Origin of the sequence: Psychrobacillus sp. INOP01, from assembly GCF_018140925.1 — a bacterium.
Taxonomy (GTDB): Bacteria; Bacillota; Bacilli; order Bacillales_A; family Planococcaceae; genus Psychrobacillus.
Genome location: NZ_CP073315.1, coordinates 3633890 through 3659236 on the forward strand (window position 1 = coordinate 3633890; position 25347 = coordinate 3659236).

The 25347-nt window shown below is 37.2% G+C and carries 23 protein-coding genes; all 23 read left to right on the forward strand.

The window, feature by feature from the left end; genetic code table 11:
• Positions 1-27 precede the first annotated feature (27 nt).
• The 23 genes from KD050_RS17760 to KD050_RS17870 all read left to right on the forward strand — a co-directional run bounded on the left by KD050_RS17760 (position 28) and on the right by KD050_RS17870 (position 24636).
• On the forward strand, positions 28-327 hold the full coding sequence (locus KD050_RS17760; protein ID WP_211893647.1) for an RNA polymerase subunit sigma: 300 nt from the start codon (positions 28-30) through the stop codon (positions 325-327).
• Between the two features lie 8 nt (positions 328-335).
• Positions 336-812, forward strand: coding sequence for a DUF6115 domain-containing protein (locus tag KD050_RS17765; protein WP_211893648.1), 477 nt, complete (start codon positions 336-338; stop codon positions 810-812).
• Positions 813-963: 151 nt separating this feature from the next.
• Positions 964-1686 (forward strand): 30S ribosomal protein S2, encoded by a 723-nt coding sequence (gene rpsB / locus KD050_RS17770; protein WP_211893649.1) that lies wholly within the window; start codon positions 964-966, stop codon positions 1684-1686.
• 102 nt (positions 1687-1788) lie between these two features.
• Positions 1789-2673, forward strand: a complete 885-nt coding sequence (gene tsf / locus KD050_RS17775) for a translation elongation factor Ts (RefSeq protein ID WP_211893650.1) — start codon at positions 1789-1791, stop codon at positions 2671-2673.
• A 240-nt stretch (positions 2674-2913) separates the two neighbouring features.
• Positions 2914-3639: a UMP kinase gene (pyrH, locus tag KD050_RS17780; protein ID WP_090562507.1), complete on the forward strand. Its 726-nt coding sequence runs from the start codon at positions 2914-2916 to the stop codon at positions 3637-3639.
• Positions 3639-4196, forward strand: coding sequence for a ribosome recycling factor (gene frr, locus KD050_RS17785; RefSeq protein ID WP_211893651.1), 558 nt, complete (start codon positions 3639-3641; stop codon positions 4194-4196). Before pyrH ends, frr begins: the two co-directional genes overlap by 1 nt.
• A gap of 191 nt (positions 4197-4387) precedes the next feature.
• Positions 4388-5182 (forward strand): undecaprenyl pyrophosphate synthase, encoded by a 795-nt coding sequence (locus tag KD050_RS17790; protein ID WP_211893652.1) that lies wholly within the window; start codon positions 4388-4390, stop codon positions 5180-5182.
• Positions 5179-5970: a phosphatidate cytidylyltransferase gene (locus tag KD050_RS17795; RefSeq protein ID WP_211893653.1), complete on the forward strand. Its 792-nt coding sequence runs from the start codon at positions 5179-5181 to the stop codon at positions 5968-5970. Before KD050_RS17790 ends, KD050_RS17795 begins: the two co-directional genes overlap by 4 nt.
• 17 nt (positions 5971-5987) lie before the next feature.
• Complete coding sequence (locus KD050_RS17800) at positions 5988-7136, forward strand: 1-deoxy-D-xylulose-5-phosphate reductoisomerase (RefSeq protein ID WP_211893654.1); 1149 nt, start codon at positions 5988-5990, stop codon at positions 7134-7136.
• A 45-nt stretch (positions 7137-7181) separates the two neighbouring features.
• Positions 7182-8447 (forward strand): RIP metalloprotease RseP, encoded by a 1266-nt coding sequence (gene rseP / locus KD050_RS17805; protein WP_211893655.1) that lies wholly within the window; start codon positions 7182-7184, stop codon positions 8445-8447.
• A gap of 68 nt (positions 8448-8515) precedes the next feature.
• Positions 8516-12829 carry a PolC-type DNA polymerase III gene (locus tag KD050_RS17810; RefSeq protein WP_211893656.1) on the forward strand — a complete coding sequence of 1438 codons (4314 nt, stop codon included), beginning with the start codon at positions 8516-8518 and terminating at the stop codon, positions 12827-12829.
• A gap of 134 nt (positions 12830-12963) precedes the next feature.
• Positions 12964-13443, forward strand: a complete 480-nt coding sequence (gene rimP, locus KD050_RS17815) for a ribosome maturation factor RimP (protein WP_211893657.1) — start codon at positions 12964-12966, stop codon at positions 13441-13443.
• Positions 13444-13465: 22 nt separating this feature from the next.
• Entirely contained in the window at positions 13466-14599 is a 1134-nt protein-coding gene (nusA, locus tag KD050_RS17820) for a transcription termination factor NusA (RefSeq protein ID WP_211893658.1), read from the forward strand.
• 19 nt (positions 14600-14618) lie between these two features.
• The gene (rnpM, locus tag KD050_RS17825) at positions 14619-14897 is read left to right on the forward strand and encodes an RNase P modulator RnpM (protein WP_090562476.1); all 279 of its coding nucleotides are present in this window, start codon (positions 14619-14621) and stop codon (positions 14895-14897) included.
• The gene (locus tag KD050_RS17830) at positions 14894-15214 is read left to right on the forward strand and encodes a YlxQ family RNA-binding protein (protein ID WP_211893659.1); all 321 of its coding nucleotides are present in this window, start codon (positions 14894-14896) and stop codon (positions 15212-15214) included. Before rnpM ends, KD050_RS17830 begins: the two co-directional genes overlap by 4 nt.
• Before the next feature lie 4 nt (positions 15215-15218).
• Positions 15219-17567 (forward strand): translation initiation factor IF-2, encoded by a 2349-nt coding sequence (gene infB, locus KD050_RS17835; protein ID WP_211893660.1) that lies wholly within the window; start codon positions 15219-15221, stop codon positions 17565-17567.
• Positions 17567-17845: a DUF503 domain-containing protein gene (locus KD050_RS17840; RefSeq protein WP_093494485.1), complete on the forward strand. Its 279-nt coding sequence runs from the start codon at positions 17567-17569 to the stop codon at positions 17843-17845. Before infB ends, KD050_RS17840 begins: the two co-directional genes overlap by 1 nt.
• 21 nt (positions 17846-17866) lie before the next feature.
• Positions 17867-18208, forward strand: coding sequence for a 30S ribosome-binding factor RbfA (gene rbfA / locus KD050_RS17845; protein WP_090562463.1), 342 nt, complete (start codon positions 17867-17869; stop codon positions 18206-18208).
• A 71-nt stretch (positions 18209-18279) separates the two neighbouring features.
• On the forward strand, positions 18280-19200 hold the full coding sequence (gene truB / locus KD050_RS17850) for a tRNA pseudouridine(55) synthase TruB (protein ID WP_211893661.1): 921 nt from the start codon (positions 18280-18282) through the stop codon (positions 19198-19200).
• A 1-nt stretch (position 19201) separates the two neighbouring features.
• On the forward strand, positions 19202-20155 hold the full coding sequence (ribF, locus tag KD050_RS17855; protein WP_211893662.1) for a riboflavin biosynthesis protein RibF: 954 nt from the start codon (positions 19202-19204) through the stop codon (positions 20153-20155).
• A 611-nt stretch (positions 20156-20766) separates the two neighbouring features.
• Positions 20767-21036, forward strand: a complete 270-nt coding sequence (rpsO, locus tag KD050_RS17860; RefSeq protein WP_090562453.1) for a 30S ribosomal protein S15 — start codon at positions 20767-20769, stop codon at positions 21034-21036.
• A 155-nt stretch (positions 21037-21191) separates the two neighbouring features.
• Positions 21192-23312, forward strand: a complete 2121-nt coding sequence (gene pnp, locus KD050_RS17865; protein ID WP_211893663.1) for a polyribonucleotide nucleotidyltransferase — start codon at positions 21192-21194, stop codon at positions 23310-23312.
• Positions 23313-23406: 94 nt separating this feature from the next.
• Positions 23407-24636, forward strand: a complete 1230-nt coding sequence (locus KD050_RS17870; RefSeq protein WP_211893664.1) for a M16 family metallopeptidase — start codon at positions 23407-23409, stop codon at positions 24634-24636.
• Positions 24637-25347 lie beyond the last annotated feature (711 nt).

Genomic DNA, 25347 nt, shown 5'->3' on the forward strand with positions numbered 1-25347 from the left:
ACTCGTATAGAAAAAGGGGATACTACCATGAGCTTAAAATTAGCGGAACTTCAAATAGCTATTCCTAAAACGTTTGATGCCGGTAAAGTAGCCGATCAAATCCAACAACAAAGTGCCATCCATCAATCTAATGCGCAAGCAGCTTCGGAAAGACAGTTAGAAAAAAATAGAGAAACCGTCACAAAGTCTAATGAAGCTTCGGAGACAAGCTCGGAGGAAGAAAGAGAACGAACGGAGCAAGAGCGGCAGAACAGAGAAAAGAGAGAACGGGAAATAAAAGAGACAAAGCATCCTTTCAAAGGGAACTTTGTAGATTTTAGTGGTTAGGAGCAGTTATGATAACGACTATATTAATAATATTATTCTTATTGCAAGTTATAAGTTTTTACTTTATTGCTCTATTAAATGCCAAGATTTCAAGATTTAATAATATGGAACAAAAGCAACAACAAGTCTTAATTGACATTGAAGATTCTTTTAGTGCTTATATCGCAGAAATTACAGATGAAAATAATAGACTTTTACAGGAACTGCAAAATACAGATGTACCAAAAACTACCGATCCAGAAGTTTCAGAAAAACCGTTCATAAAAGCAGCAACAACTTTCGAACCTCCAATTTCTTTTGTATCTAAACAAATAGCAGCAAGCAGTTATTTGAAATCTGTCCAAACAACTACAAAAAAAGTGCCTGAAACTGTGAGAGAAAAAGTATTATTTCATCATGAAGAAGGGAAAAATTCTGACGAAATAGCAAAAATGCTACAAATAGGGAAGACGGAAGTAGAGCTTTTTCTAAAATTTAACGACTAAATAGTTGAAAGTATAAAAATCATATGTTATATTAGAAAACGGTATGAATACACACGCAGTTCGGATGGATTTAGCAGGTGCTCTATATATAGAGTAGCTAATGAAAAATGATGAATGCGGAAGACTAAACCAAACCAGGAGGAAATAAATCATGTCAGTAATCTCAATGAAGCAATTATTAGAGGCTGGTGTACACTTCGGTCACCAAACTCGCCGTTGGAATCCAAAAATGAAAAAATACATTTTTGTTGAACGTAACGGTATCTACATCATCGATCTTCAAAAAACGGTGAAAAAATTAGAAGAAGCTTATGATTTCATGCGTCAAGTAGGTCAAGACGGTGGGAAAGTTCTTTTCGTAGGAACTAAAAAACAAGCTCAAGAAGCTATTAAAGATGAAGCTGAACGTTCAGGTAACTACTATATTAACCAACGTTGGTTAGGTGGTACTTTAACAAACTTCGGTACAATTCAAAAACGTGTTGCTCGTCTAAAAGCGATTGAAAAAATGGAAGAAGATGGTACTTTTGAAGTGCTACCTAAAAAAGAAGTTGTTCAACTTAAAAAACAACATGAGCGTCTAGTTAAATTCTTAGGCGGTATCCGTGATATGAAAGCTATTCCGGACGTAATGTTCGTTGTTGATCCACGTAAAGAGCGTATTGCTGTTGCAGAAGCTCGCAAACTAAACATTCCATTAGTAGGAATCGTTGATACAAACTGTGATCCAGATGAAATCGACTACGTAATTCCTGCAAATGATGATGCAATTCGCGCGGTTAAATTATTGACTGCTAAAATGGCGGATGCATTACTTGAAGCAAGACAAGGTGAAGACGAAGAAGTAACTTCTGCTGAAGTTGCAGCTGAGTAATACCTGAGTAATACAAATTGTACTTAACAGGTGATAAGCGGCCAAACCTCTTATCACCTTTTTTTGAGAAAATGACACTAATTGTACTAGGAGGAATTTATAATGGCAGTTACAGCACAAATGGTAAAAGAATTGCGTGAAAAAACTGGTGCAGGTATGATGGACTGTAAAAAAGCTTTAGTAGAATCTGATGGAAATTTAGAAGCAGCAATCGACTTTTTACGTGAAAAAGGTCTTTCTTCTGCAGCTAAAAAAGCAGATCGTATTGCTGCTGAAGGAACTACTTATATTCAAGTTGAAGGAAACAAAGCTGTATTATTAGAAATGAATGCAGAAACTGATTTCGTTTCAAAAAATGAATCTTTCCAACAATTAGTTCAAACAGTTGCTTCTCATTTATTAGCAACAGAGCCAGCTTCAGTTGAAGAAGCTTTAGCTTCGACAGTTGAAGAAGGGGTTACTGTTGAAAACTTAATCTCTAACGCAGTTGCTAAAATTGGAGAAAAAATTACACTTCGTCGTTTCGTAATCGAAACTAAAACAGATGCAGATACATTTGGACCATACCTACACATGGGAGGACGTATCGGAGTTCTTACAGTAGTAGAAGGGTCAACAGATGAGCAAGCTGCTAAAGATGTTGCGATGCACATTGCAGCATTAAACCCAGCTTATATTTCACGTGATGAGGTTTCTGCTGATGAAGTAGAACGTGAACGTAAAATATTAACAGAACAAGCTTTAAATGAAGGAAAACCTGAAAATATCGTTGCTAAAATGGTAGAGGGTCGCCTTGGTAAATATTTTGAAGAAGTTTGTGTATTAGAGCAATCTTTCGTTAAAAATCCAGACCAAAAAGTAAAAGTATTTGTTGAATCAACTGGTGGTAAACTAGTTTCATTCACTCGCTATGCTGTTGGTGAAGGAATCGAAAAACGTGAAGACAACTTCGCTGAAGAAGTAATGAGCCAAGTAAAAGGGAATTAATATAAGAAATGCGAAAGCGCCTATGTTTGCCCCGACAGGCAAATGTTCTTAAACCAAAGAAGACGGCCTTTGTCTTCATTGATGTAAGGTTATTTGACCCCGAGGGGCAAGGCGCTGGAGCTAGACAATAAAAAAAGCGAAAGCGCATAAGTGCGTCTTTGCTAGAAATAATATGCAATAACAACCGGGGAGCACGTAATTTGTGTTCCCTATTTTTCAAGATAGAGATGGAGGATACCTATGAGCAAACCACAATACGAAAGAATCGTTTTAAAATTAAGTGGCGAAGCATTAGCTGGAGAACAGGGTTTCGGTTTATCTCCTGACATTATTAAATCTGTAGCTGAACAAGTGAAAGAAGTTGTAGATCTTGGCGTAGAGGTTGCGGTAGTTGTTGGTGGAGGAAATATTTGGCGAGGTAAAGTAGGAAGCGAAATGGGCATGGATCGTGCTACTGCGGACTATATGGGTATGCTTGCTACAGTTATGAATTCACTGGCACTACAAGATTCACTTGAAAAAGCAGGTGTCGAAACACGCGTACAGACATCTATCGAAATGCGACAAGTCGCAGAGCCTTACATACGTAGAAGAGCCATTCGTCATTTAGAAAAAAAACGAGTAGTTATTTTTGCGGCAGGAACAGGAAATCCATACTTCTCAACAGATACAACAGCAGCTTTAAGAGCAGCAGAAATAGAAGCGGATGTTATATTAATGGCCAAAAATAATGTAGACGGCGTATACTCTGCTGATCCTAAAACGGATAGTACAGCAGTAAAATATGATAATCTTTCATTTATTGAAGTGATTCAGCAAGGACTCCAAGTTATGGATTCTACAGCATCTACTTTATGTATGGACAATGACATAGCTCTTATTGTATTCTCGATTATGGAAAAAGGTAATATTAAAAAGGCTGTACTAGGGGAGACCATAGGTACAGTCGTTAGGAGGAATTCATAATGCCGAAAAAAGTGATAGAGCAAACAACTGATAAAATGGCAAAAACGATATCAGTTTATAGTAGAGAATTATCTACTATCCGTGCTGGCCGTGCAAGTGCTTCTTTACTTGATAAAATTTCTGTAGACTACTATGGCGCACCAACTCCAATCAATCAAATGGCTGGTATCTCTATACCTGAAGCTCGCTTAATTACAATCCTACCTTATGATAAAACAATTCTAGGGGATATTGAAAAAGCGATTATGAAATCTGATTTAGGGATCACTCCAACTAATGATGGAACATTAATTCGTATTGCAATTCCAGCATTAACGGAAGAGCGCCGTAAAGAATTAGTTAAACAAGTGAAAAAAGAAGCGGAAGAAGCAAAAGTAAATGTTCGTAACGTTCGTCGTGACGGCAATGATGATCTGAAAAAACTTGAGAAAACTGGTGTAATTACAGAAGACGAGTTAAGAAATTATACAGATGAAATTCAAAAACTTACAGATGCTAATATTGAAAAAATCGATGCAATTACAAAAGAAAAAGAAAAAGAAATTTTAGATGTTTAACCTTTTAGAAGATGTGATTAGGGTTAAAGTTTTAAATAATACCAAAATCTTCTTCAAATGATTAGTCTAGGTTAAGTACTTCTGAACTTTTATTTAAAAAAGGCGTCCTTTGAAGGGGACGTCTTTTTATATGTACGTTTATTTGTTATGATAGGTATAGACGTTCGACTTGGTAGATTGGGGGTTTCTAAATGTTTAAAAAACTTATTCGTAAAAATAATAATAGAACCAGTATTCATTTAGATGAACGAAAAATAAATGCCCAAAAAGAACAATTGCCCAGCCATATTGCAGTTATTATGGATGGGAACGGTAGATGGGCTAAAAAAAGGTCACTTCCCCGTATTGCTGGTCATCATGAAGGTATGAAGACTGTTAAAAAAATAACGCGATTTGCAAATGAACTCGGAATAGATACGCTAACTTTGTATGCTTTTTCCACAGAAAATTGGAAGCGTCCAAAAATGGAAGTAGAATTTTTAATGAGACTCCCCGAAGAATTTTTAGGGACGTATTTACCAGAGTTAATTGAGCAAAATGTTCAAGTACGTATGATGGGGAATTTAAAGATGCTGCCTGAGCATACAAAAAGAGCTATTAACAAAGCGATGGATGAAACCGCACAAAATGACGGTCTCATACTAAACTTTGCTATGAACTATGGAAGTAGAGATGAGATTGTGCAGGCAGTCAAACGTATTACTAAACAAATACAGCAAGATGAAATTTCTGAGGAAGAAATTACGGAAGAATTACTGACGAGTCATTTAATGACTAAGGACTTGTCCGAACCTGATCTTCTTATTCGAACGAGTGGCGAAGTTCGACTGAGTAACTTTATGCTATGGCAGCTCGCTTACACTGAGTTTTGGTTTACTGATACACTGTGGCCAGACTTTGATGAAGCTTGTTTGCTAGAAGCTATTGAAGGATATCAAAAAAGGAATAGAAGATACGGTGGACTTAAGGGGGAAGAAGTGAATTGAAACAACGTATTATAACTGGTGCTATTGCATTAGCACTATTTCTCCCAATTGTTTTATTAGGCGGGTCTGTTTTCACTATATCAGTATACATAATAGCAACAGTTGGATTGCATGAGATGCTTCGTATGAAGGGTATAAAATTATTTTCATTCGCAGGTTTAGTTTCGTTTCTGCTCCTGTTTCTATTATTATTGCCGTCATCCTTAGCGGAGGAGATATTACCATATACAGGACACACAAAATTAGAATGGGTGTTTGTTGGAGTTTTCTTAGTGTTAATCTATACAGTTTTAGTAAAAAATCGTTTTACTTTTGATGATGCAGCATTTGTAATTTTGAGTACACTTTACGTTGGAATTGGTTTTTATTATTTTATAGAAACAAGAAATGAAGGTTTGGCATACGTTATTTTTGCATTGCTTATCGTATGGACAACAGATTCTGGTGCTTACTTTACTGGTCGAAAAATTGGGAAAAGGAAATTATGGCCTGAAATCTCTCCAAATAAGACCGTAGAAGGATTTATAGGTGGAATCATATGGGCATTAATCACTGCTTTTATCATTCAATGGATAAGCCCACTTACTTCATCAATGCTAGTTTTAATAGGAATTACCATTGTTGCTTCTATATTTGGACAACTAGGGGACCTAGTGGAATCGGCGATAAAAAGACATTATAATGTGAAAGATTCTGGTAATCTGTTGCCAGGTCACGGTGGAGTTTTGGATCGTTTTGACAGTATCTTATTTGTCTTACCGCTTCTTCACTTTTTACATTTTATATAAGGAGACGACATTATTTCATGGCGAAAAGAATAAGCTTATTAGGAGCCACTGGTTCTATCGGGATACAAACACTGGATATAATAAAAGAACATCCAGAACAGTTTAAACTAGTAGCATTTTCAGCGGGGAAAAATATAGAAGCTACAAAGCAAATAATTCGAGATTTTACTGTTCCTTTAGTTTCTGTTTTATCCGAGGAGGATGCCATTCAATTAGGAAAAGAGTTTCCTCAAATAGAAATAGTTTTTGGTGAACATGGACTAATACAAGTTGCTGCTCATTCAGATGCAGATGTTTTAGTGAATGCAGTACTAGGTAGTGTAGGTTTAAGACCAACATTAGAAGCCATCAAACAGGGAATTACAATTGCAATTGCTAATAAAGAGACGTTAGTGACTGCAGGACACTTAGTAATGAAAGCTGCTAAGGAACATAATGTGCCAGTTCTTCCAGTCGACAGTGAGCATTCCGCATTATTCCAAGCAATGAACGGAGAAAAACGTTCGGAAATTGCAAAGCTAATAATCACTGCATCGGGCGGAAGCTTTAGAGATCGTACGCGGGAAGAGCTAAAAAATGTAACTGTACAGGATGCACTTAATCATCCGAACTGGTCTATGGGTTCGAAAATTACGATTGATTCTGCCACGATGATGAACAAAGGCCTAGAAGTAATTGAAGCCCAAGTTCTATTTGATATTGCTTATGATGATATCGAAGTGTTACTTCACCGAGAGAGTATTATACATTCGATGGTTGAATTTCAAGATACTAGTGTTATTGCTCAGCTAGGAACTCCGGATATGCGTGTACCAATTCAATATGCATTGTCTTATCCAGAAAGATTGACAAGACAAACGGCCCCGCGACTTAACTTGGCTCAAATAGGCAAATTGCATTTTGAAGAGATGGATTATACACGTTATCATGCATTGAAATTGGCCATTGATGCAGGACGAGCAGGTGGAACAATGACGACGGTTCTAAATGCTGCAAATGAGGCGGCTGTAGCATTATTTTTACAAGAAAAGATTGGCTTCTTAACAATTGATGAGTTAATAGAGCGAGCAATGGATGAACATGTGAACCTTTCGAATCCAGATTTAGAAACAATTCTTCATGTAGATGCTAAAACAAGAAAATCCGTTCAGAACATGGTAAAATGATGAGATGTGAAAGCATAATCAGCTAGAAACTAAAGGTGGGGTATAATGGAGACAGCCATTGCGTTTATAATTATATTTGGAAGTATTGTATTTTTCCATGAGTTTGGGCATTTTATCTTTGCTAAAAGAGCAGGAATAATGGTGCGTGAGTTTGCGATAGGTATGGGACCTAAAATCTTTGGATATACAAAGGGCGAAACTCTTTATACACTGCGATTATTGCCAATTGGTGGATATGTTCGTATGGCGGGTGAAGATATGGACTCTGTTGAGCTACAGCCTGGCTATCGTTTAGGGATACATCTAAATGATTTAGACGAAATCGATCAGATTTTATTAAATCAAAACAAACAGTTTCCAGATATGTTGTTTTTAGAAGTAGAAAGATCTAATTTAACCGACCAAATGTTTATCGAAGGATACAATGAAGAAGAAAAGTTAGTGCGATACAAAGTAGCGCGAAATGCTGTCATAAATGAAAAGGGCAATAAAACAATAATTGCACCTGCTGATCGTCAATTTGGTTCGAAGTCAGTTGGACAACGAACAATGACTATTTTTGCAGGACCCCTTTTTAACTTTATTTTATCTTTTTTCATATTCTTAGCGCTTGGATTGTTTCAGGGAGTACCAACATATGAACCTGTCATTACAACTGTAGTTAAAGACAGTCCTGCTGAACAAGCTGGTATGCAAGATGGTGATTTGGTAACGAAGATTGATGGAGCTTCTATTACTACATGGGACGAACTATCTGAAAAAGTGAAGGTTAGTTCAAACGAGCTAATGGAATTTACAGTAGAACGTGATGGGCAAGAAGTAAATCTATCTATGACGCCGAATGAAGTTGTAGCTGGGAAAGAAAAAGTGGGACAAATTGGTGTACAATACTCTAGTCCGTTAGAGAAAAATCCTGTTAAGGCAGTTGTCTACGGGGCAGAACAGACATATGAATGGACTAAACGTATATTTACTATACTTGGTACATTAATAACTGGTAATTTTTCAATTGATGATTTATCAGGTCCTGTTGGAATATATAAAGCGACAGAAGAAGTTGCGCAATATGGTGTATACAATTTAATGCACTGGGCTGCAATTCTTAGTATAAATCTTGGTATTATGAATTTATTGCCATTACCAGCATTAGACGGAGGAAGATTATTATTCTTCTTGTTTGAAGCTTTACGTGGGAAACCGATAGACAAACAAAAAGAAGGTATGGTCCACTTTGTGGGAATTATGCTGCTTATGGTATTAATGGTTGTCGTTACATGGAATGATATACAAAGATTTTTCTTCAATGGGTAAAAAATTTAGGGGGGGAGTTCAATTATCTGAACTTCCTTTCTTTTTCTGCAAAAGGAGGGATACGAGCTATGGATGACGGGAAAATGAGGATGCACTTGTTATTGCAACAACTGGATTTAACAGAGGATTCTTTCGTAAAGCACTTTGAACATGCATCCATCGATCGATTCACTGTACATAAGAAAAATAGACAATGGGATTTTCAAATTCAATTACAGGCTATACTACCAATAGATGTATTTACGATATTCCAAACAAGACTAATAGAAAAGTTCTCCGGTATAGCTAATATATTGCTCACTATTCAAAGTGAGGGCAAAGAAGTTTCGCAGGAACTGATCAACCAATATTGGCCGTTAGTTCTTAAAGAATTAAGTGATATGGCTCCACCTTTAAAAGAACGCTTGTTAAAACAACAACCTGAATGGAACGGTCAGATGATTCACTTAACCTGTGGGCAGGAAATTGAATTGCGTACATTTAAAAAGAAATATATCGAACAATTATCTGATGTATATGTCGGGTTTGGGTTTCCTAAAATTGCATTCGACTTCCGTTTAGTAGAAGATACAGAAGCAATTGCTAAAGCACAGTCAGAGTTTTTAGAACAACGCCGTATAGAAGAAGAGAAACTTGGTCAAAAAGCGTTAGAAGATATGCAAAAACGTGACCAAAATAGACAGGAAAACGGCAACCAAAATACAGACGGTCCTTTCCAACTGGGAGTACCGCTTAAAAAAGATGAACCTATTATTGATATTAAAACAATCCAGGATGAAGAACGTAGAGTGACGATTGAAGGCTTTGTATTCGATGTAGAAGTTAAAGAATTGCGAAGTGGACGTTCTCTTTTGACTGCGAAAGTTACCGATTATACAGATTCCATATTAGTGAAGATGTTCTCTAGAGATAAAGAAGATGCTCAAATGATGGAGCGACTGCAAAAAGGAATGTGGATAAAGGTTAGAGGTTCAGTGCAAAATGATACTTTTGTAAGAGATTTAATCATTATGGCACAAGATATGAACGAGATAAATCCAATGGTCCGCATGGATACGGCTAAAGAAAAACGAGTAGAGCTACATCTTCATACACCAATGAGTCAAATGGACGCTGTTTCCTCTGTTTCGTCGTTAGTTTCACAAGCAGCTAGATGGGGTCACAAAGCTATAGCCATTACAGATCATGCTAATCTACAGTCATTTCCTGAAGCGTATGCAGCAGGTAAAAAGAATGGTATTAAAATTCTGTATGGCTTAGAAGCGAATCTTGTACATGACGGAGTTCCTATTGCTTATGATGAACAGCATACTGCATTAGAGGATGCAGTATATATAGTATTTGATGTAGAAACTACGGGTTTATCTGCCACTTACGACAAAATAATTGAATTGGCAGCTGTAAAAATGCAAAACGGCAATATAATTGATAAATTTGAACGATTTGTTAATCCGCATCATGCTCTTTCTGCAACTACTATCGAGTTAACTGGAATTACCGATGAAATGGTTCGTAATGCGCCTGAGATAGAACAGGTTATTAAAGACTTTTACGAGTTTATTGGAGATGGCATAATTGTTGCACATAATGCATCTTTTGATATGGGCTTCTTATACGAGGGTTATCGTAGAACTGGAATAGATCATTTCAATCACCCAGTAATTGATACTTTAGAGCTTGCCCGGTTATTACATCCTGAGATGAAATCTCATCGTCTTGGTACTCTAACAAAAAAATTCAATATTGAGCTGACACAAGCCCACCGAGCAATCTTTGATTGTGAGGCAACAGGCTATTTATTGCTTCATTTATTAAAAGAAGCAGAGGAACATAAAATAGAGTATCACGATGATTTTAACAAGCATATTGGACAAGGTGATTCTTATAAGAGAGCTAGACCTACCCACTGCACAATCTTGGCAAAAAATGAAATTGGATTAAAAAATCTATTCAAATTAGTGTCACTTGCTCATACTACTAGCTTCTATCGTGTACCAAGATTAAAACGATCTGTGCTGCAAAAGCATAGAGAAGGACTTATCATTGGATCAGGATGCGATAAAGGTGAGGTTTTTGAAGGTCTTATGCAAAAACCATTAGAGCAAGTAGAAGAGATTGCTCAGTTCTATGATTATTTAGAAATACACCCTAAAGAAGTATACGCTCATTTAATCGAGGCAGAATTAGTTAGAGACGAATGGAATTTAGAAGACATCATCCGTAAAATGATTAAACTCGGCAAAAAATTAGATTTACCAGTTGTAGCAACTGGGAATGTACATTATTTACATGAGAATGATGCTATTTTTAGAAAAATATTAGTAAACTCTCAAGGTGGGGCAAATCCTCTAAATCGCCACGGGCTACCTAAAGTACATTTCCGTACGACAAATGAGATGTTAGATGCCTTTGCATTTTTGGGAGAAGAACTAGCAGAAGAGATTGTAGTGAATAATCCTCAGAAAATAGCAGATTCACTTGACGACATTAAACCAATTAAAGATGATTTATACACACCTAAGATTGAAGGGGCAGATGAAGAGGTAAGATCCCTTACTTATTCTAAAGCAAAAGAAATTTATGGCGAAGAACTTCCTGAAATAGTAGAGGCACGTATTGAGAAGGAATTAACATCCATTATTGGTCATGGTTTTGCTGTTATTTATTTAATTTCTCATAAATTAGTAAAAAAATCATTAGATGACGGCTATTTGGTTGGATCAAGGGGTTCGGTAGGTTCTTCTCTTGTAGCAACAATGACGGAAATTACTGAAGTAAACCCGTTACCACCTCATTATGTATGCCCAAGTTGTCAGCATTCAGAGTTTTTCCAAGATGGGTCAGTTGGTTCTGGCTTTGACTTACCAAACAAAAATTGTATTAAATGTGATACCCCTTATGTAAAAGATGGGCAAGATATTCCGTTTGAAACTTTCCTAGGATTCAAAGGGGATAAGGTTCCCGATATAGATTTAAACTTTAGTGGCGAATATCAGCCTATAGCGCATAACTATACGAAGGAATTATTCGGAGAAGATTATGTATTTCGTGCTGGTACAATCGGAACAGTCGCTGAAAAAACGGCATATGGATACGTAAGAGGCTATATGAACGATAACAATATGGCTCTTCGCGGTGCAGAAATAGATCGTTTAGTGCAGGGGTGTACTGGTGTTAAACGAACAACTGGACAGCATCCAGGTGGTATTATTGTTGTTCCGGACTATATGGATATATATGACTTTACACCGATACAGTTTCCGGCAGATGCACAGGACTCTGAATGGAAAACAACTCATTTTGATTTTCATTCCATACATGATAATTTACTGAAACTAGATATTCTAGGGCACGATGATCCAACTGTTATTCGTATGCTCCAAGACCTTTCAGGAATTGATCCTAAAACAATACCTACAGATGATCCAGAAGTGATGAAGATATTTAGTGGGACTGCTTCATTAGGTGTGACGGAAGAACAAATTGATTGTAAAACTGGTACTTTAGGAATTCCGGAATTTGGGACTCGATTTGTTCGACAAATGCTAGAAGAAACAAAACCTTCTACTTTTTCTGAGTTAGTCCAAATATCTGGTTTATCGCATGGAACAGATGTATGGCTTGGAAATGCTCAGGAGCTAATCCAAGCTGGCACTTGTCAGCTTTCTGATGTAATTGGATGTCGTGATGATATTATGGTTTACTTAATCTATCAAGGTTTAGATCCTTCCTTAGCGTTCAAAATCATGGAGTCCGTGCGGAAAGGTAAAGGGCTATCTCCAGAATTTGAAGCAGAGATGAAGAAACAGGGAGTTGCCAATTGGTATATTGAATCCTGTAAAAAAATTAAGTACATGTTCCCGAAAGCTCATGCTGCCGCATATGTATTAATGGCGGTTCGCATTGCATACTTTAAAGTTCATTATCCCATACTATATTATGCAGCGTATCTTACAGTTAGGGCGTCTGATTTTGATTTAATCTCTATGGTAAACGGATCTCAAACAATCCGAGCTAAATTAGACGAGATTAACGCAAAGGGACTTGAAGCATCTCCAAAGGAAAAGAACTTATTGACAGTATTAGAAATTGCATTAGAAATGTCTGAACGGGGCATTAGAATACAAAAAGTAGATTTATACAAATCGCATGCCAATGAATTTATAATTGAAGGAAATACATTAATTCCTCCTTTTAATTCGATACCAGGATTAGGTACAAATGTTGCTTTTCAAATTGCTAAAGCAAGAATTGATGGCGAATTTTTATCGAAGGAAGACCTTCAACAAAGAGGTAAAGTATCGAAGACAATCATCGAATATATGGATGCGATGGGCTGTTTAGAAGGCTTACCAGATGCCAATCAGCTTTCTCTGTTTTAGTAGGAAATTTGCAAGGCTACATGATGTATGGTAATATAAAACTACCAATGTTTCATAGTTCTGTGACGAAAGAGTGGGATTTCCCGCTCTTTTCTGTTGTTATATAGAAAATCATTGTTGTGTAGGAGGCTTATATGAGTAATATTACAAGTAAAATTGAAGAACTTGTATCGCCTATTTTACAAGAGTTAAATTTAGATCTTGTAGATATAGAATATGTAAAAGAAGGCCGAGATTGGTTTTTACGTATTTATATTGATACTCCAGCTGGCGGTATTGATATTGAACAATGCGCTCAAGTTAGTGAAAAGTTAAGTGAAAAGCTAGATGTAGAAGATCCAATATCGGAAAATTACTTCTTAGAGGTTTCTTCTCCTGGAGCAGAAAGACCTTTGAAGAAAGATGCTGACTTCACGAATGCAATTGGCAAGTATGTTTATATCAAAACATACGAACCAGTGAACGGAGCAAAGGAATTTGAAGGGACATTACTTTCTTATTCAATGGAAGAAGGCGTATTAATCGAAGTACGAGTTAAAACTAGAAGAGTAAAAATTCAAATTGAAAAAGAGAAAATTGCGCTTGCTCGTTTAGCAATCGATTTCTCTGCATAACGTATATGGAGGAGTGAAAGCAGTGAGTAGTGAATTATTAGATGCGTTAACTGCGCTCGAACAACAAAAGGGAATTTCAAGAGATGTTTTAATAGAAGCAATAGAAGCTGCTTTAGTGACAGCCTACAAAAGAAATTTTAATCAAGCCCAAAATGTTCGAGTGGATATTAACTTAGCTACTGGTACTATGCTGGTTTATTCAAGAAAAGATGTAGTAGAAGAAGTAGCAGACGATCGTTTGCAAATTTCTTTAGAGGATGCGCAGACTATAAACCCACACTATGCAATTGGTGATGTAGTGGAAGAGGAAGTAACTCCACGTAATTTTGGACGTATTGCAGCTCAAACAGCTAAACAAGTTGTAACTCAACGTGTACGCGAAGCTGAACGTGGTCTTATTTACGAAGAATATGTGGATCGTGAAGATGATATCGTAAATGGTATCGTTGAACGTTTAGATGCACGGAATATATACGTGGGATTAGGAAAAGTTGAGGCAGTATTACCTGCAAATGAGCAAATTCAAACAGAGACATACCGACCTCATGAACGTATCAAAGTGTATATTACCAAAGTAGAACGCACAACTCGTGGTCCACAGGTATTCGTTTCTAGAACACACCCTGGTTTACTTCGTCGCTTGTTTGAAATGGAAGTACCAGAAATCTTTGAAGGTATTGTCGAGATTAAGTCAATTGCTCGTGAAGCAGGGGATCGCTCTAAGATTTCCGTTTTTGCACATAATCATGAAATTGATCCAGTTGGTTCATGTGTTGGGGCAAAAGGAGCTCGAGTTCAAACAATTGTGAATGAGTTAAGTGGAGAGAAAATTGACATAGTTGAATGGTCTGAAGATCCAGTAGTGTTTGTAGCAAATGCACTAAGTCCTTCTAAAGTAATCGACGTTCAAGTAAATGAAGAAGAAAAATCCACAACCGTTGTTGTTCCTGACTATCAGCTATCTCTTGCAATTGGTAAAAGAGGTCAAAATGCTCGTCTTGCAGCAAAACTGACTGGTTGGAAGATTGATATTAAAAGTGAAACAGATGCAAGAGAACTTGGTATTTATCCCAATGAAAATTCTCCACAGCTTATAATAGAAAACTTGGACGAAGAGGAATTGGATGATTTCGATTTTTATAAAGAAGAAGAATAAGCAAGGATGGTGATTTTGTATGGCGGTTCAAAAGAAAATACCGTTACGTAAATGTGTTGCTACTGGTGAAATGTTTCCGAAAAAAGAAATGATTCGTATAGTCCGGTCGAAAGAAGGAGAAGTTTCCGTGGACCTAACAGGTAAAAAATCAGGTCGTGGTGCTTATGTATCTAAATCTATCGAAGCGGTAAACCAAGCGAAAAAGAAAAATTCATTAGGCACTCATTTAGAAGCACCAATTCCAAATGAAATATATGATCAGTTAATCGTCATTATTGAAAGAGAAAAACTCAAATGACAATAGAAGAACAAATATCTAATCTATTGGGTTTAGCGACTCGAGCAAGAAAAACAATAACTGGTGAAGAATTAGTAGTAAAAGAAATAAGAAGCCAAAAGGCAAAACTAGTTGTTTTATCGAATGATGCTTCTAAAAATACAGCAAAAAAAATTAATGATAAATGTGCATCTTTTAACGTTGAGCTGCATGTCTTTGGAGACCGGCACGATCTCGGACATGCGACGGGAAAAGAGGCCAGGGTGGCAATAGCCATTATGGATGACGGTTTCGCTAAAAAACTGTCCGGCCTTCTCAACGAATATAACCGGGGGTGAGCTAATGACTAAAATCAGAGTTCATGAATACGCGAAACAAATAGATAAATCTAGTAAAGAAGTTATTGAGCAACTAGGAAAGATGAATATTCAAGTAACGAATCATATGTCTACACTTGAAGGAGATGCTATCAGTAAACTTGATGGTATTTATAAAAAGTCATCGCAACAAACAACAAAACCTGCTCAAACATCTGCAAAACCAGTACAACAAAATCAATCAAGACCTACAAGTCAAGGTCAACAAAGATCAAATTCACAAGGACAGTCTAGACCATCGAACCAAGGTCAACAAAGACCAGCTTCACAAGGCCAATCTAGACCTTCTAACCAAAGTCAACAAAGACCGTCGTCACAAGGGCAATCAAGACCATCTAACCAACCTACTACGGGTAGTAGTACTCAAGCTAGCAGTACACAAGGAACTAATAACCAACCTAAAAAGACTTTTACTAATAACAAAGCTCCAGCAGGTGCTTATCGTCCGGGTGGTCAGAATCGTCCAGGTGGCAATAGACCAGGTCAAAAATTCCAAAAACGTAGAAAAGGTCCTACTACACCAGTTCAACCACCAGTACCAAGAAAAGAACGCGAACTTCCTGCGAAAATTACGTTTACCGATTCTTTAACTGTTTTAGAACTTTCGAAAAAAATTGGTCGTGAACCGGCTGAGATTATCAAAAAATTATTCTTACTTGGCGTAATGGCAACAATAAACCAGGTATTAGATAAGGATGCAATTGAACTTATTTGTGCAGACTATGGTGTAGAAGTAGAAGAAGAAATTCGAATCGATATTACTGATTTAGAGGTTCACTTCGATCCTACTCCAGAAGATAGTACCAATCAAACAGAGCGTCCACCGGTTGTTACAATTATGGGTCACGTTGACCATGGTAAAACAACGCTTCTTGACTCCATTCGTCATACAAAAGTAACTGCTGGGGAAGCAGGCGGTATTACTCAACATATCGGTGCCTACCAGATAGTAGATAATGACAAAAAGATTACGTTCTTAGATACACCAGGACATGCTGCATTTACGACAATGCGTGCACGTGGTGCGAAAATTACGGATATCACGATTCTTGTAGTTGCAGCGGATGATGGTGTTATGCCTCAAACTGTAGAAGCTATTAACCATGCTAAAGCAGCTGAGGTGCCAATTATCGTTGCGGTAAATAAAATGGATAAACCTTCTGCAAACCCTGACCGTGTTATGCAAGAGTTAACAGAGCATGGTTTAGTTCCTGAAGCATGGGGTGGCGAAACTATCTTCGTGCCAATCTCAGCACTAAAAGGGGAAGGAATCGACAACCTATTAGAAATGGTATTACTTGTTTCTGAAGTTGGAGAGTTAAAAGCAAATCCAAAACGCCTTGCATTAGGAACTGTAATTGAAGCTCAACTTGACAAAGGTCGAGGTTCTGTTGCTACATTACTAGTTCAAGATGGTACGTTAAAAGTTGGAGATCCTATCGTTGTTGGTCATGCATTCGGACGCGTAAGAGCAATGGTTAATGACCTTGGTCGTCGTGTGAAAGAGGCAGGTCCTTCTACTCCAGTTGAAATTACTGGCTTAAACGAAGTCCCTCAAGCTGGAGATCGCTTTGTTGTATTTGAAGATGAAAAAACAGCTCGTCAAGTTGGAGAATCTCGTGCATCAGAAGCACAAGTTACTCAACGCTCAGAAAAAACTCGTGTGACATTAGACAATTTATTTGATCAAATGAAACAAGGGGAAATGAAAGAGTTAAACTTAATCGTCAAAGCAGACGTTCAAGGTACTGTTGAAGCGATGGCTGCTTCCCTTATGAAAATAGATGTAGAAGGCGTAAATGTTCGCATCATTCATACTGGAGCGGGAGCAATTACGGAATCAGATATTAGCCTAGCTGCTGCATCGAATGCAATCGTAATCGGATTTAACGTCCGTCCAGATACAAATGCAAAACGTATGGCCGATCAAGAAGGCGTAGATATTCGATTACACCGTGTTATTTATAAAGTTATCGAAGAAATCGAATTTGCAATGAAGGGGCTACTTGACCCTGAATTCCAAGAGAAAATTATCGGTCAAGCCGAAGTTCGTGAAACTTTCAAAGTATCTAAAGTTGGTACGATTGCTGGTTCTTACGTAACGGAGGGTAAAATTTCTAGAGATAGTGGTGTTCGTGTTATTCGTGAAGGCATTGTTATTTTTGAAGGCGAACTAGATACTTTAAAACGTTTCAAAGATGATGCCAAAGAAGTTGCTAAAGGATATGAATGTGGTATTACGATTAAAAACTTCAATGATATCAAAGAAGGCGATATTGTAGAAGCATATATCATGGAAGAAATTAAACGATAATGATTGTATATGCAGACTGCGAATTTCTCGTTCCCACTGCACATTCTTTAAAAGAAAAAAGAGCAGTTCTTCAACGAATGCTCACAAGAACTAAACAAAAGTATAATGTTTCTATTTCAGAATTAGACCATCAAGATACGTGGCAGCGTACAACTATTGGAATCGTTTCAATTGCATCCCAAAAAGATGCAGCTGAACGAGAACTTATGAACGCCATCCGTTTCTTGGAATCTAATCCTGAATGGGAATGCATTAATATAAGTAAGGAATATTTATAAAGAAAATGAGGTGTAGCGATCATGTCAATGCGTGCTAACCGAGTTGCTGAACAAATGAAAAAAGAGTTAGGCGAAATCATCGGACGAAAATTAAAGGATCCACGTATCGGTTTTATCACTGTCACAGATGTAGCTGTAACTGGTGATTTACAACAAGCGACTATTTACATCACTGTGCTTGAAGGAAACCGAGCTGATACTTTAAAAGCTTTAGAAAAAGCGAAAGGATTTATTCGTTCTGAAATAGGGCAGCGTATTCGCTTACGTATCACGCCTGAACTAATCTTTGAATATGATGAATCTGCAGCTTATGGTAATCGTATAGATGATTTATTAAGACAAATTAATAAACCATCTGAGTAATAAAATAAACAAAGAAGTCTGCTTATTTAATGAAGCAGACTTCTTTGTTATGTATAATGGGGGTGAACTGTATGTACGAAGGAATATTGCCTTTATGGAAAGAAAAAGGAATGACCTCACACGATTGTGTATTTAAACTTAGAAAAATTCTTAAAATGAAACGAATTGGTCATACAGGAACGCTGGATCCTAGCGTTGAAGGAGTTTTACCCATTTGTTTAGGGCAAGCGACAAAGGTGTCTGAATACATAATGGATCAAGGAAAAACGTATGTAGCTACTATTTCTGTTGGTACATCAACGACGACTGAAGATGCCGATGGTGATATCGTAGAAAATGACTTAACTTTAAAGTCTTTTTCCCGAGAACGGATTTTAGAAGTATTAGCGGAGTTGACAGGAGAAATTACGCAAATTCCGCCTATGTATTCTGCAGTCAAGGTGAATGGGAAAAAACTATATGAATATGCCCGTGAAGGAAAAGAAGTGGAACGTCCAAGTAGAAAAGTGATGATTCACAAAATTGATTTACTGGACGAAAAAGGTATTTTTTCAGGACAGGAAGTTACGTTCAATATAGAAATTGCCTGTGGAAAAGGAACCTATATCCGTACACTCGCTGTTCAAATTGGTGAGCTACTTGGATATCCTGCACATATGTCTTCTTTGGTCAGAACTGCTTCGGGAAGTTTTACAAAAGCTCAATGTTTAACTTTAGCCGAGGTCCAGGAAGCGGTTGATGAAAATTCATTAACTGAAACCTTACTACCTATAAGAGAAGCAGTATCTGCTTGGCCAACAGTTGAAATAAATGAAGAAAATAAAAAAAGTATTATGAATGGACAAGTAGTACAAATACATCCATTTCTAATCGAACATGAGAAAATTGTATATGTATTACTGGAGAATCCAATTGCAGTATATATTAAACATCCAACAAAAAGTGGTATGATGAAACCAGAAAAAATGTTTTCATCTGAAAAAGGAGAATAATATGGACGTATATCACTTATCCTATCCAAACCATTTATATATAAATCCTACAAACGAATCATATTCCTTAGCTGTCGGTTTTTTTGACGGTGTTCATTTAGGGCATCAAGCAGTTATTCAGGGAGCAATCGATAAAGGAAAAGAGTTGAATATCAAAACAGCAGTAATGACATTTGACCCTCATCCTTCATTAGTGCTTGGTGGTAGAAAAGAAAAAGTATTTTATATTACACCCATTCAAGAAAAAATAGAAATATTGAAAAGTTTAGGTGTGGATGCAGTTTTTGTTGTTCGGTTTACTTCCGATTTTGCAAAGCTAACACCCGAAAAGTTTATCGAATACTTTATAATCCAAACAAATGTAAAACATGTTACTGCCGGCTTTGACTTCTCATTTGGAGCTTTTGGAAAAGGAACGATGAAGGATATGGAGCATCTTTCCGAAGGGAAATATTCCGTATCAGTCGTAGATAAAAAAGAGCTCATTGGTGATAAGATTAGCTCTACTCGTATTAGAGCAGAGCTAACTGTTGGTAATATGGAGCAAGTAAGAGAATTATTAGGTAGGCCTTTTAAGTTAACAGGAGTAGTAATCCATGGAGACAAAAGAGGAAGAACTATAAACTTCCCGACGGCAAATGTCGAACCAACTGAAGGACAATTTACACCTGCAACTGGCGTATATGCAGTTAAAATTTGCGTTCAGGAGACTTGGCATGAGGGTGTATGTAATGTGGGCTATAAACCAACATTTAATAATCCCGAAGAGAAAAAGCTTTCAATAGAAGTACATATTTTCAACTTCGATCAATCCATTTATGGTGAAGAAGTAACGGTCTATTGGTATAAGCGTATTAGATCAGAGCAAAAATTCAATGGAATTGAAGAGTTAAAAGAACAAATCGGAAAAGACAAGCAAGTTGCAATCGAGTTCTTTAAAAAAGAAGAAGAATAAAAAAAGAAGGGCTACCGGCATTTAATTTCGGTAGCTTATTTAATTGAATAAGAAGTATAAAATTTCCTGTTGAATAAATCTAGTGTTCCAAGTTTATCGAAGAATGAGACCTATTCAATATTTCTGCTGATTTCCGTTACAACGCACTTTCATGTTTCGAAGCTAGCGCAGCGATGCAGAAACAGGTGGAACGCGTTCCGCGAGGTGAGTGATGTGCCATCACTGTAGCTACGCTTCCGTTGTGATGGCTCATCTGTCTCACTCATCCCGGAGGAGTCGCCGCCTTTCACTCATAAAAGCCTTTTCTAAACAGATGACCACTGCTTAATGATTGGAGTGCAACGCGGCGACTCCAGCGGGAAAAGGAAATCAGAGCATTTTTTATCTACTATAAATATAAAAATCCTTTAAGCTACCTGATTTTAATCCATCTAGATAGAGTGGATTTATCAAAAACATAATTGCAAAGGTATTCCAATTAGTTGCCTCAGACCTTTTTTTATGATAATCTTTAGAAGTACAATACCGTACTTAACCTTTCCTTGGCTTTTTCGATTCTCCAACGATTGCTCAGGAGTAGGGGATAATTAGAATTTTAGGAGGAAAACAACATGGCAATTACACAAGAACGCAAAAATGAATTAATCGCTGAGTACAGAACACACGAAAGTGATACTGGATCTGCTGATATTCAAATCGCAATTCTTACAGAAGAGATTAACTCTTTAAACGAACATTTACGTACTCATAAGAAAGATCATCACTCACGTCGTGGTCTATTCAAAATGGTTGGACGTCGTCGTAACTTGTTAAAATACTTACGTGAAAACGAAGTATCACGTTACCGTGATCTAATCGCAAAACTTGGATTACGTCGATAAGATTCGATTTAGGAAAGCGGGATTTATCCCGCTTTTTCTTTTGCATAAAAAACTTCGCATAGTTTAAAGAATTTTGATACACTACTTATGATACATATAACTTTTATATACCCTTTTTTTAAGGAGTTTTTGAAGTCGAGAGGAGTCCAGATTACATGAGTGAAAAGAAAGTATTTACGTACGAATGGGCAGGACGCCCGTTGCAAGTAGAGATAGGACAACTTGCAAAACAAGCGAACGGAGCAGTACTAGTAAGATATGGTGATACAACTGTATTATCTGTAGCAACTGCATCTAAAAATCCTAAGAATTTAGATTTCTTCCCGTTAACAGTGAACTACGAGGAAAAATTATATGCTGTAGGTAAAATTCCAGGTGGATTTATTAAACGTGAAGGACGTCCTTCGGAACGAGCAATCTTAACTAGTCGTTTGATTGACCGTCCAATCCGTCCTTTATTCCCAGATGGATTCCGTAACGAGGTGCAAGTTATTTCAATCGTTATGTCTGTTGACCAAAACTGTTCATCTGAGATGGCAGCAATGTTAGGTTCATCTTTAGCGCTTAGCGTTTCAGATATTCCTTTTGATGGCCCAATTGCAGGAGCACAAGTAGGGTTAATAGGTGAAGAACTTATTATTAATCCAACAGTAGAGCAAATGGAGAAGAGTACTTTAGATCTTACTGTTGCTGGAACAAAAGATGCGATCAACATGGTTGAAGCAGGAGCTAAAGAAGTTTCCGAGGAAACGGTGCTTGAAGCAATTATGTTCGGTCATAATGAAATTATCAAGTTAATCGAATTCCAAGAAAAAGTGGTAGCTGAAGTTGGTAAAGCGAAAAAAGATATTCCTCTATTTGAGTTAGATAAAGTACTTTTCGAAGAAGTGAAGGGCATTTGTGAAGCAAAACTTGTACAAGCAATTCAAGTACAAGAAAAACATGCTCGCGAAGATGCTATTACGGAAGTAAAAACAGAAGTTTTAGAACAATATACAGAAAAAGAAGCAACGGACGAAACGTTGAAGCAAGTGCGTGAAATTTTAGACGCAATGGTAAAAGACGAAGTTCGTCGTTTGATTACAGAAGACAAAATCCGTCCTGATGGTCGTGGAGTTGCAGAAATCCGCCCACTATCTTCAGAAGTTGGAGTATTGCCTAGAACACATGGTTCTGGATTGTTTACACGTGGTCAAACACAAGCTTTAAGTGTATGTACTTTAGGACCTCTAGGTGATGTTCAAATTATTGATGGTATTGGTCTAGAAGAAACAAAACGCTTTATGCACCATTATAACTTCCCACAATTTAGTGTTGGAGAAACTGGTCCTATTCGTGCTCCGGGTCGTCGTGAAATTGGACATGGTGCATTAGGAGAACGTGCTCTAGAAGCAGTTATTCCGGATGAAGCTGATTTCCCGTATACACTTCGCTTAGTAGCAGAAGTATTAGAATCGAATGGTTCTACATCACAAGCTAGTATTTGTGCGTCTACTCTAGCTATGATGGATGCAGGTGTTCCATTAAAAGCACCAGTTGCAGGAATTGCAATGGGACTTGTGAAAAAAGGCGAAAACTATACTATTTTAACGGATATACAAGGGATGGAAGATCATCTTGGAGATATGGACTTTAAAGTAGCTGGTACGTCTAAAGGAATTACAGCACTTCAAATGGATATTAAAATTGATGGACTATCAAGAACAATTCTGGAAGAAGCGCTTGAACAAGCAAAAATTGGCCGTATGCAAATTTTAGAAAGCATGCTTGCAACAATTTCTGACCCACGTGAGAAATTGTCAAAATATGCTCCTAAGATTGTCGTTATTAAGATTAATCCGGATAAAATCCGTGATGTAATTGGACCAGGTGGTAAACAAATTAATAAAATCATTGATGAAACTGGCGTAAAAATTGATACAGAGCAAGACGGTACAATTTATATTGCTTCAGCTGATGAAGATATGATTGCACGCGCTAAAGAAATTATCGAAAACATCGTGCGAGTTGCCCAAGTTGGCGAATACTACCTAGGAAAAGTAAAACGAATTGAAAAATTCGGTGCTTTCGTAGAAATATTCACAGGTAAAGACGGCTTATTGCATATTTCGGAAATTCAAGAAGAACGTACGAAAAATGTCGAAGATGTCCTTAAATTGGGTGATGAGCTACTAGTGAAGGTAATCGAAATCGACAATCAAGGTCGTGTCAACTTATCCCGTAAAGTTGTACTTAAAGAAGAAAAAGAACGTGCTGAACAACAAGAAAACAAATAATTAATTACATCAGCACGACATAAAAGGTTGACCGTAGCCATATAGCTACGGCAACCTTTTTAAATAGCTGAATAGAATAAACAGAGGTGTTAATTTGATAAACAAAATTACATGTAATAATGGACTTCGAATTGTGTCTGAGCATATTCCATATGTACGTTCTGTAGCTGTGGGGATTTGGGTGCAAGCTGGGTCAAGATATGAGCTGCCAGAAGAAAATGGGTTAACTCATTTCATTGAACATATGTTATTTAAAGGAACTGAAACTAGAACAGCGAAACAAATTGCAGAAGAATTCGATCGCATTGGTGGAAATATCAATGCCTTCACATCTAAAGAAAATACGTGCTACTATGCTAAAGTATTGGATCATCATGCAGAACACGCCGTAGATATACTTGCAGATATGTTTTTCCATTCACAATTTGATGCAAACGAAATAGAGAAAGAAAGACAGGTTGTTCTAGAAGAGATTAACATGGTAGAGGACACACCAGATGATATCGTGCATGAATATTTATGGCAAGCAATGTACGAAAATGATCCTCTAGGTTCACCTATTTTAGGAACAGAGGAAACGTTGAATAGTTTCACAAAAGAAACGATCTTGGCATATATGAAAAAACATTATACTCCAGAAAATGTTGTCATTTCAGTTGCGGGTAATATTCCCGAAGGACTAATACAGCATATTGAAACGTTATTTAGCCGGTTAGACAATAAAAATAATGAGAAAATACATGTGGAAACTCCAAATTTGAAAGCAGTGCATGTGGAAAACTTTAGAGAGACAGAGCAAGCACATCTTTGTTTAGCTTATCCAAGTTTAAGTGTAAAAGCGGATAATATTTATAGTCTAGTAGTGATGAATAATATTTTGGGTGGTAGTATGTCTTCTAGGCTTTTCCAAGAAATTAGAGAAGAAAAAGGTCTTGCTTACTCTATCTATTCTTATCATTCTTCCTATGAAGATACAGGGGCACTTGCTATTTATGGTGGTACCTCAAGCAACCAACTAGAGGAACTATCAGAGTCTATTCAGCAAACGATACAAAACGTCCTTGAAAAGGGGTTTACTGAAACGGAAGTCTCCAATGCAAAAGAGCAACTAAAAGGTAATTTACTTCTTGGGTTAGAGAGCTCCAATGCTCGAATGAGCCGTAATGGTAAAAATGAATTACTCTACGGAGAACATCGTTCATTAGATGAAGTAAGTGAATCAATTGATGAAGTCACATTACAATCAGTAATGGATCTTGCTGCAGAGACATTCACTCATAAACCAGCCATATCCATCATCAAACCAAAAGTCGATCAAAACTGATCGGCTTTTTTTTATGAAAGTATATAAAAATAGCAGTGAACACTGGGTTCATAATAATTTAAAGAATTGTTAATACTAGTGATTTTCGTTTCAGGTGGCGCTTTCTGCGGGCACGGCTTCAGCCTCCTCGTCGTTTCACTCCAGCGGGGTCTTCAGCTCGCGCTGTTCCCGCCAGAGTCACCACCTTGCACTACAATCAATAATGTGAGTAGTACTCCACTATAGGATTTGGCAAAGTGTATCTTAGATAATAAGTTTAGCCCAAGTTAATGTAGGGATAAAATGATTTGTACTCGCTGATGAAGTGGAAATACTATTATGCCCTGATAGAGGAAGGCAGACAATTTTCTTTTACTAGTGGAAATAAAGAGAAGTAGTAAGTGTTTGTCGCATAAAGAAGCGAAGTAGCTCACGAAATTGTATCTTCGTGGGCTTCCTATATAAATTGGAAAGTATCATTTCTCTAGTTATCCAAAGACGCAATAACCTGTTTCTAAGAGTTGTAGGAGAGCAATGGGCAGACAAACACCATAAAATTACCGAATAAAGGATGCTGGTTGGTTGTTACGTGCGTCACAACCAACCAGCATCCCTAAAAATTCATACGGTAATATTATAGCAACAAGTCTGTATAAGCTCTGTGAAAAAAATAGAAACAGGTTTTGAACTAAAGGACCTGGCGTCATTTTAACCGGTTTTTCTTTTATTCAC

Excerpts from the sequence above, each read along its gene's own strand:
- KD050_RS17760 (WP_211893647.1), top strand. The coding sequence starts at position 28 with ATGAGCTTAAAATTAGCGGAACTTCAAATAGCTATTCCTAAAACGTTT.
- KD050_RS17765 (WP_211893648.1), top strand. The coding sequence starts at position 336 with ATGATAACGACTATATTAATAATATTATTCTTATTGCAAGTTATAAGT.
- rpsB (WP_211893649.1), top strand. The coding sequence starts at position 964 with ATGTCAGTAATCTCAATGAAGCAATTATTAGAGGCTGGTGTACACTTC.
- tsf (WP_211893650.1), top strand. The coding sequence starts at position 1,789 with ATGGCAGTTACAGCACAAATGGTAAAAGAATTGCGTGAAAAAACTGGT.
- pyrH (WP_090562507.1), top strand. The coding sequence starts at position 2,914 with ATGAGCAAACCACAATACGAAAGAATCGTTTTAAAATTAAGTGGCGAA.
- frr (WP_211893651.1), top strand. The coding sequence starts at position 3,639 with ATGCCGAAAAAAGTGATAGAGCAAACAACTGATAAAATGGCAAAAACG.
- KD050_RS17790 (WP_211893652.1), top strand. The coding sequence starts at position 4,388 with ATGTTTAAAAAACTTATTCGTAAAAATAATAATAGAACCAGTATTCAT.
- KD050_RS17800 (WP_211893654.1), top strand. The coding sequence starts at position 5,988 with ATGGCGAAAAGAATAAGCTTATTAGGAGCCACTGGTTCTATCGGGATA.
- rseP (WP_211893655.1), top strand. The coding sequence starts at position 7,182 with ATGGAGACAGCCATTGCGTTTATAATTATATTTGGAAGTATTGTATTT.
- KD050_RS17810 (WP_211893656.1), top strand. The coding sequence starts at position 8,516 with ATGGATGACGGGAAAATGAGGATGCACTTGTTATTGCAACAACTGGAT.
- rimP (WP_211893657.1), top strand. The coding sequence starts at position 12,964 with ATGAGTAATATTACAAGTAAAATTGAAGAACTTGTATCGCCTATTTTA.
- rnpM (WP_090562476.1), top strand. The coding sequence starts at position 14,619 with ATGGCGGTTCAAAAGAAAATACCGTTACGTAAATGTGTTGCTACTGGT.
- KD050_RS17830 (WP_211893659.1), top strand. The coding sequence starts at position 14,894 with ATGACAATAGAAGAACAAATATCTAATCTATTGGGTTTAGCGACTCGA.
- infB (WP_211893660.1), top strand. The coding sequence starts at position 15,219 with ATGACTAAAATCAGAGTTCATGAATACGCGAAACAAATAGATAAATCT.
- KD050_RS17840 (WP_093494485.1), top strand. The coding sequence starts at position 17,567 with ATGATTGTATATGCAGACTGCGAATTTCTCGTTCCCACTGCACATTCT.
- rbfA (WP_090562463.1), top strand. The coding sequence starts at position 17,867 with ATGTCAATGCGTGCTAACCGAGTTGCTGAACAAATGAAAAAAGAGTTA.
- truB (WP_211893661.1), top strand. The coding sequence starts at position 18,280 with ATGTACGAAGGAATATTGCCTTTATGGAAAGAAAAAGGAATGACCTCA.
- ribF (WP_211893662.1), top strand. The coding sequence starts at position 19,202 with ATGGACGTATATCACTTATCCTATCCAAACCATTTATATATAAATCCT.
- rpsO (WP_090562453.1), top strand. The coding sequence starts at position 20,767 with ATGGCAATTACACAAGAACGCAAAAATGAATTAATCGCTGAGTACAGA.
- pnp (WP_211893663.1), top strand. The coding sequence starts at position 21,192 with ATGAGTGAAAAGAAAGTATTTACGTACGAATGGGCAGGACGCCCGTTG.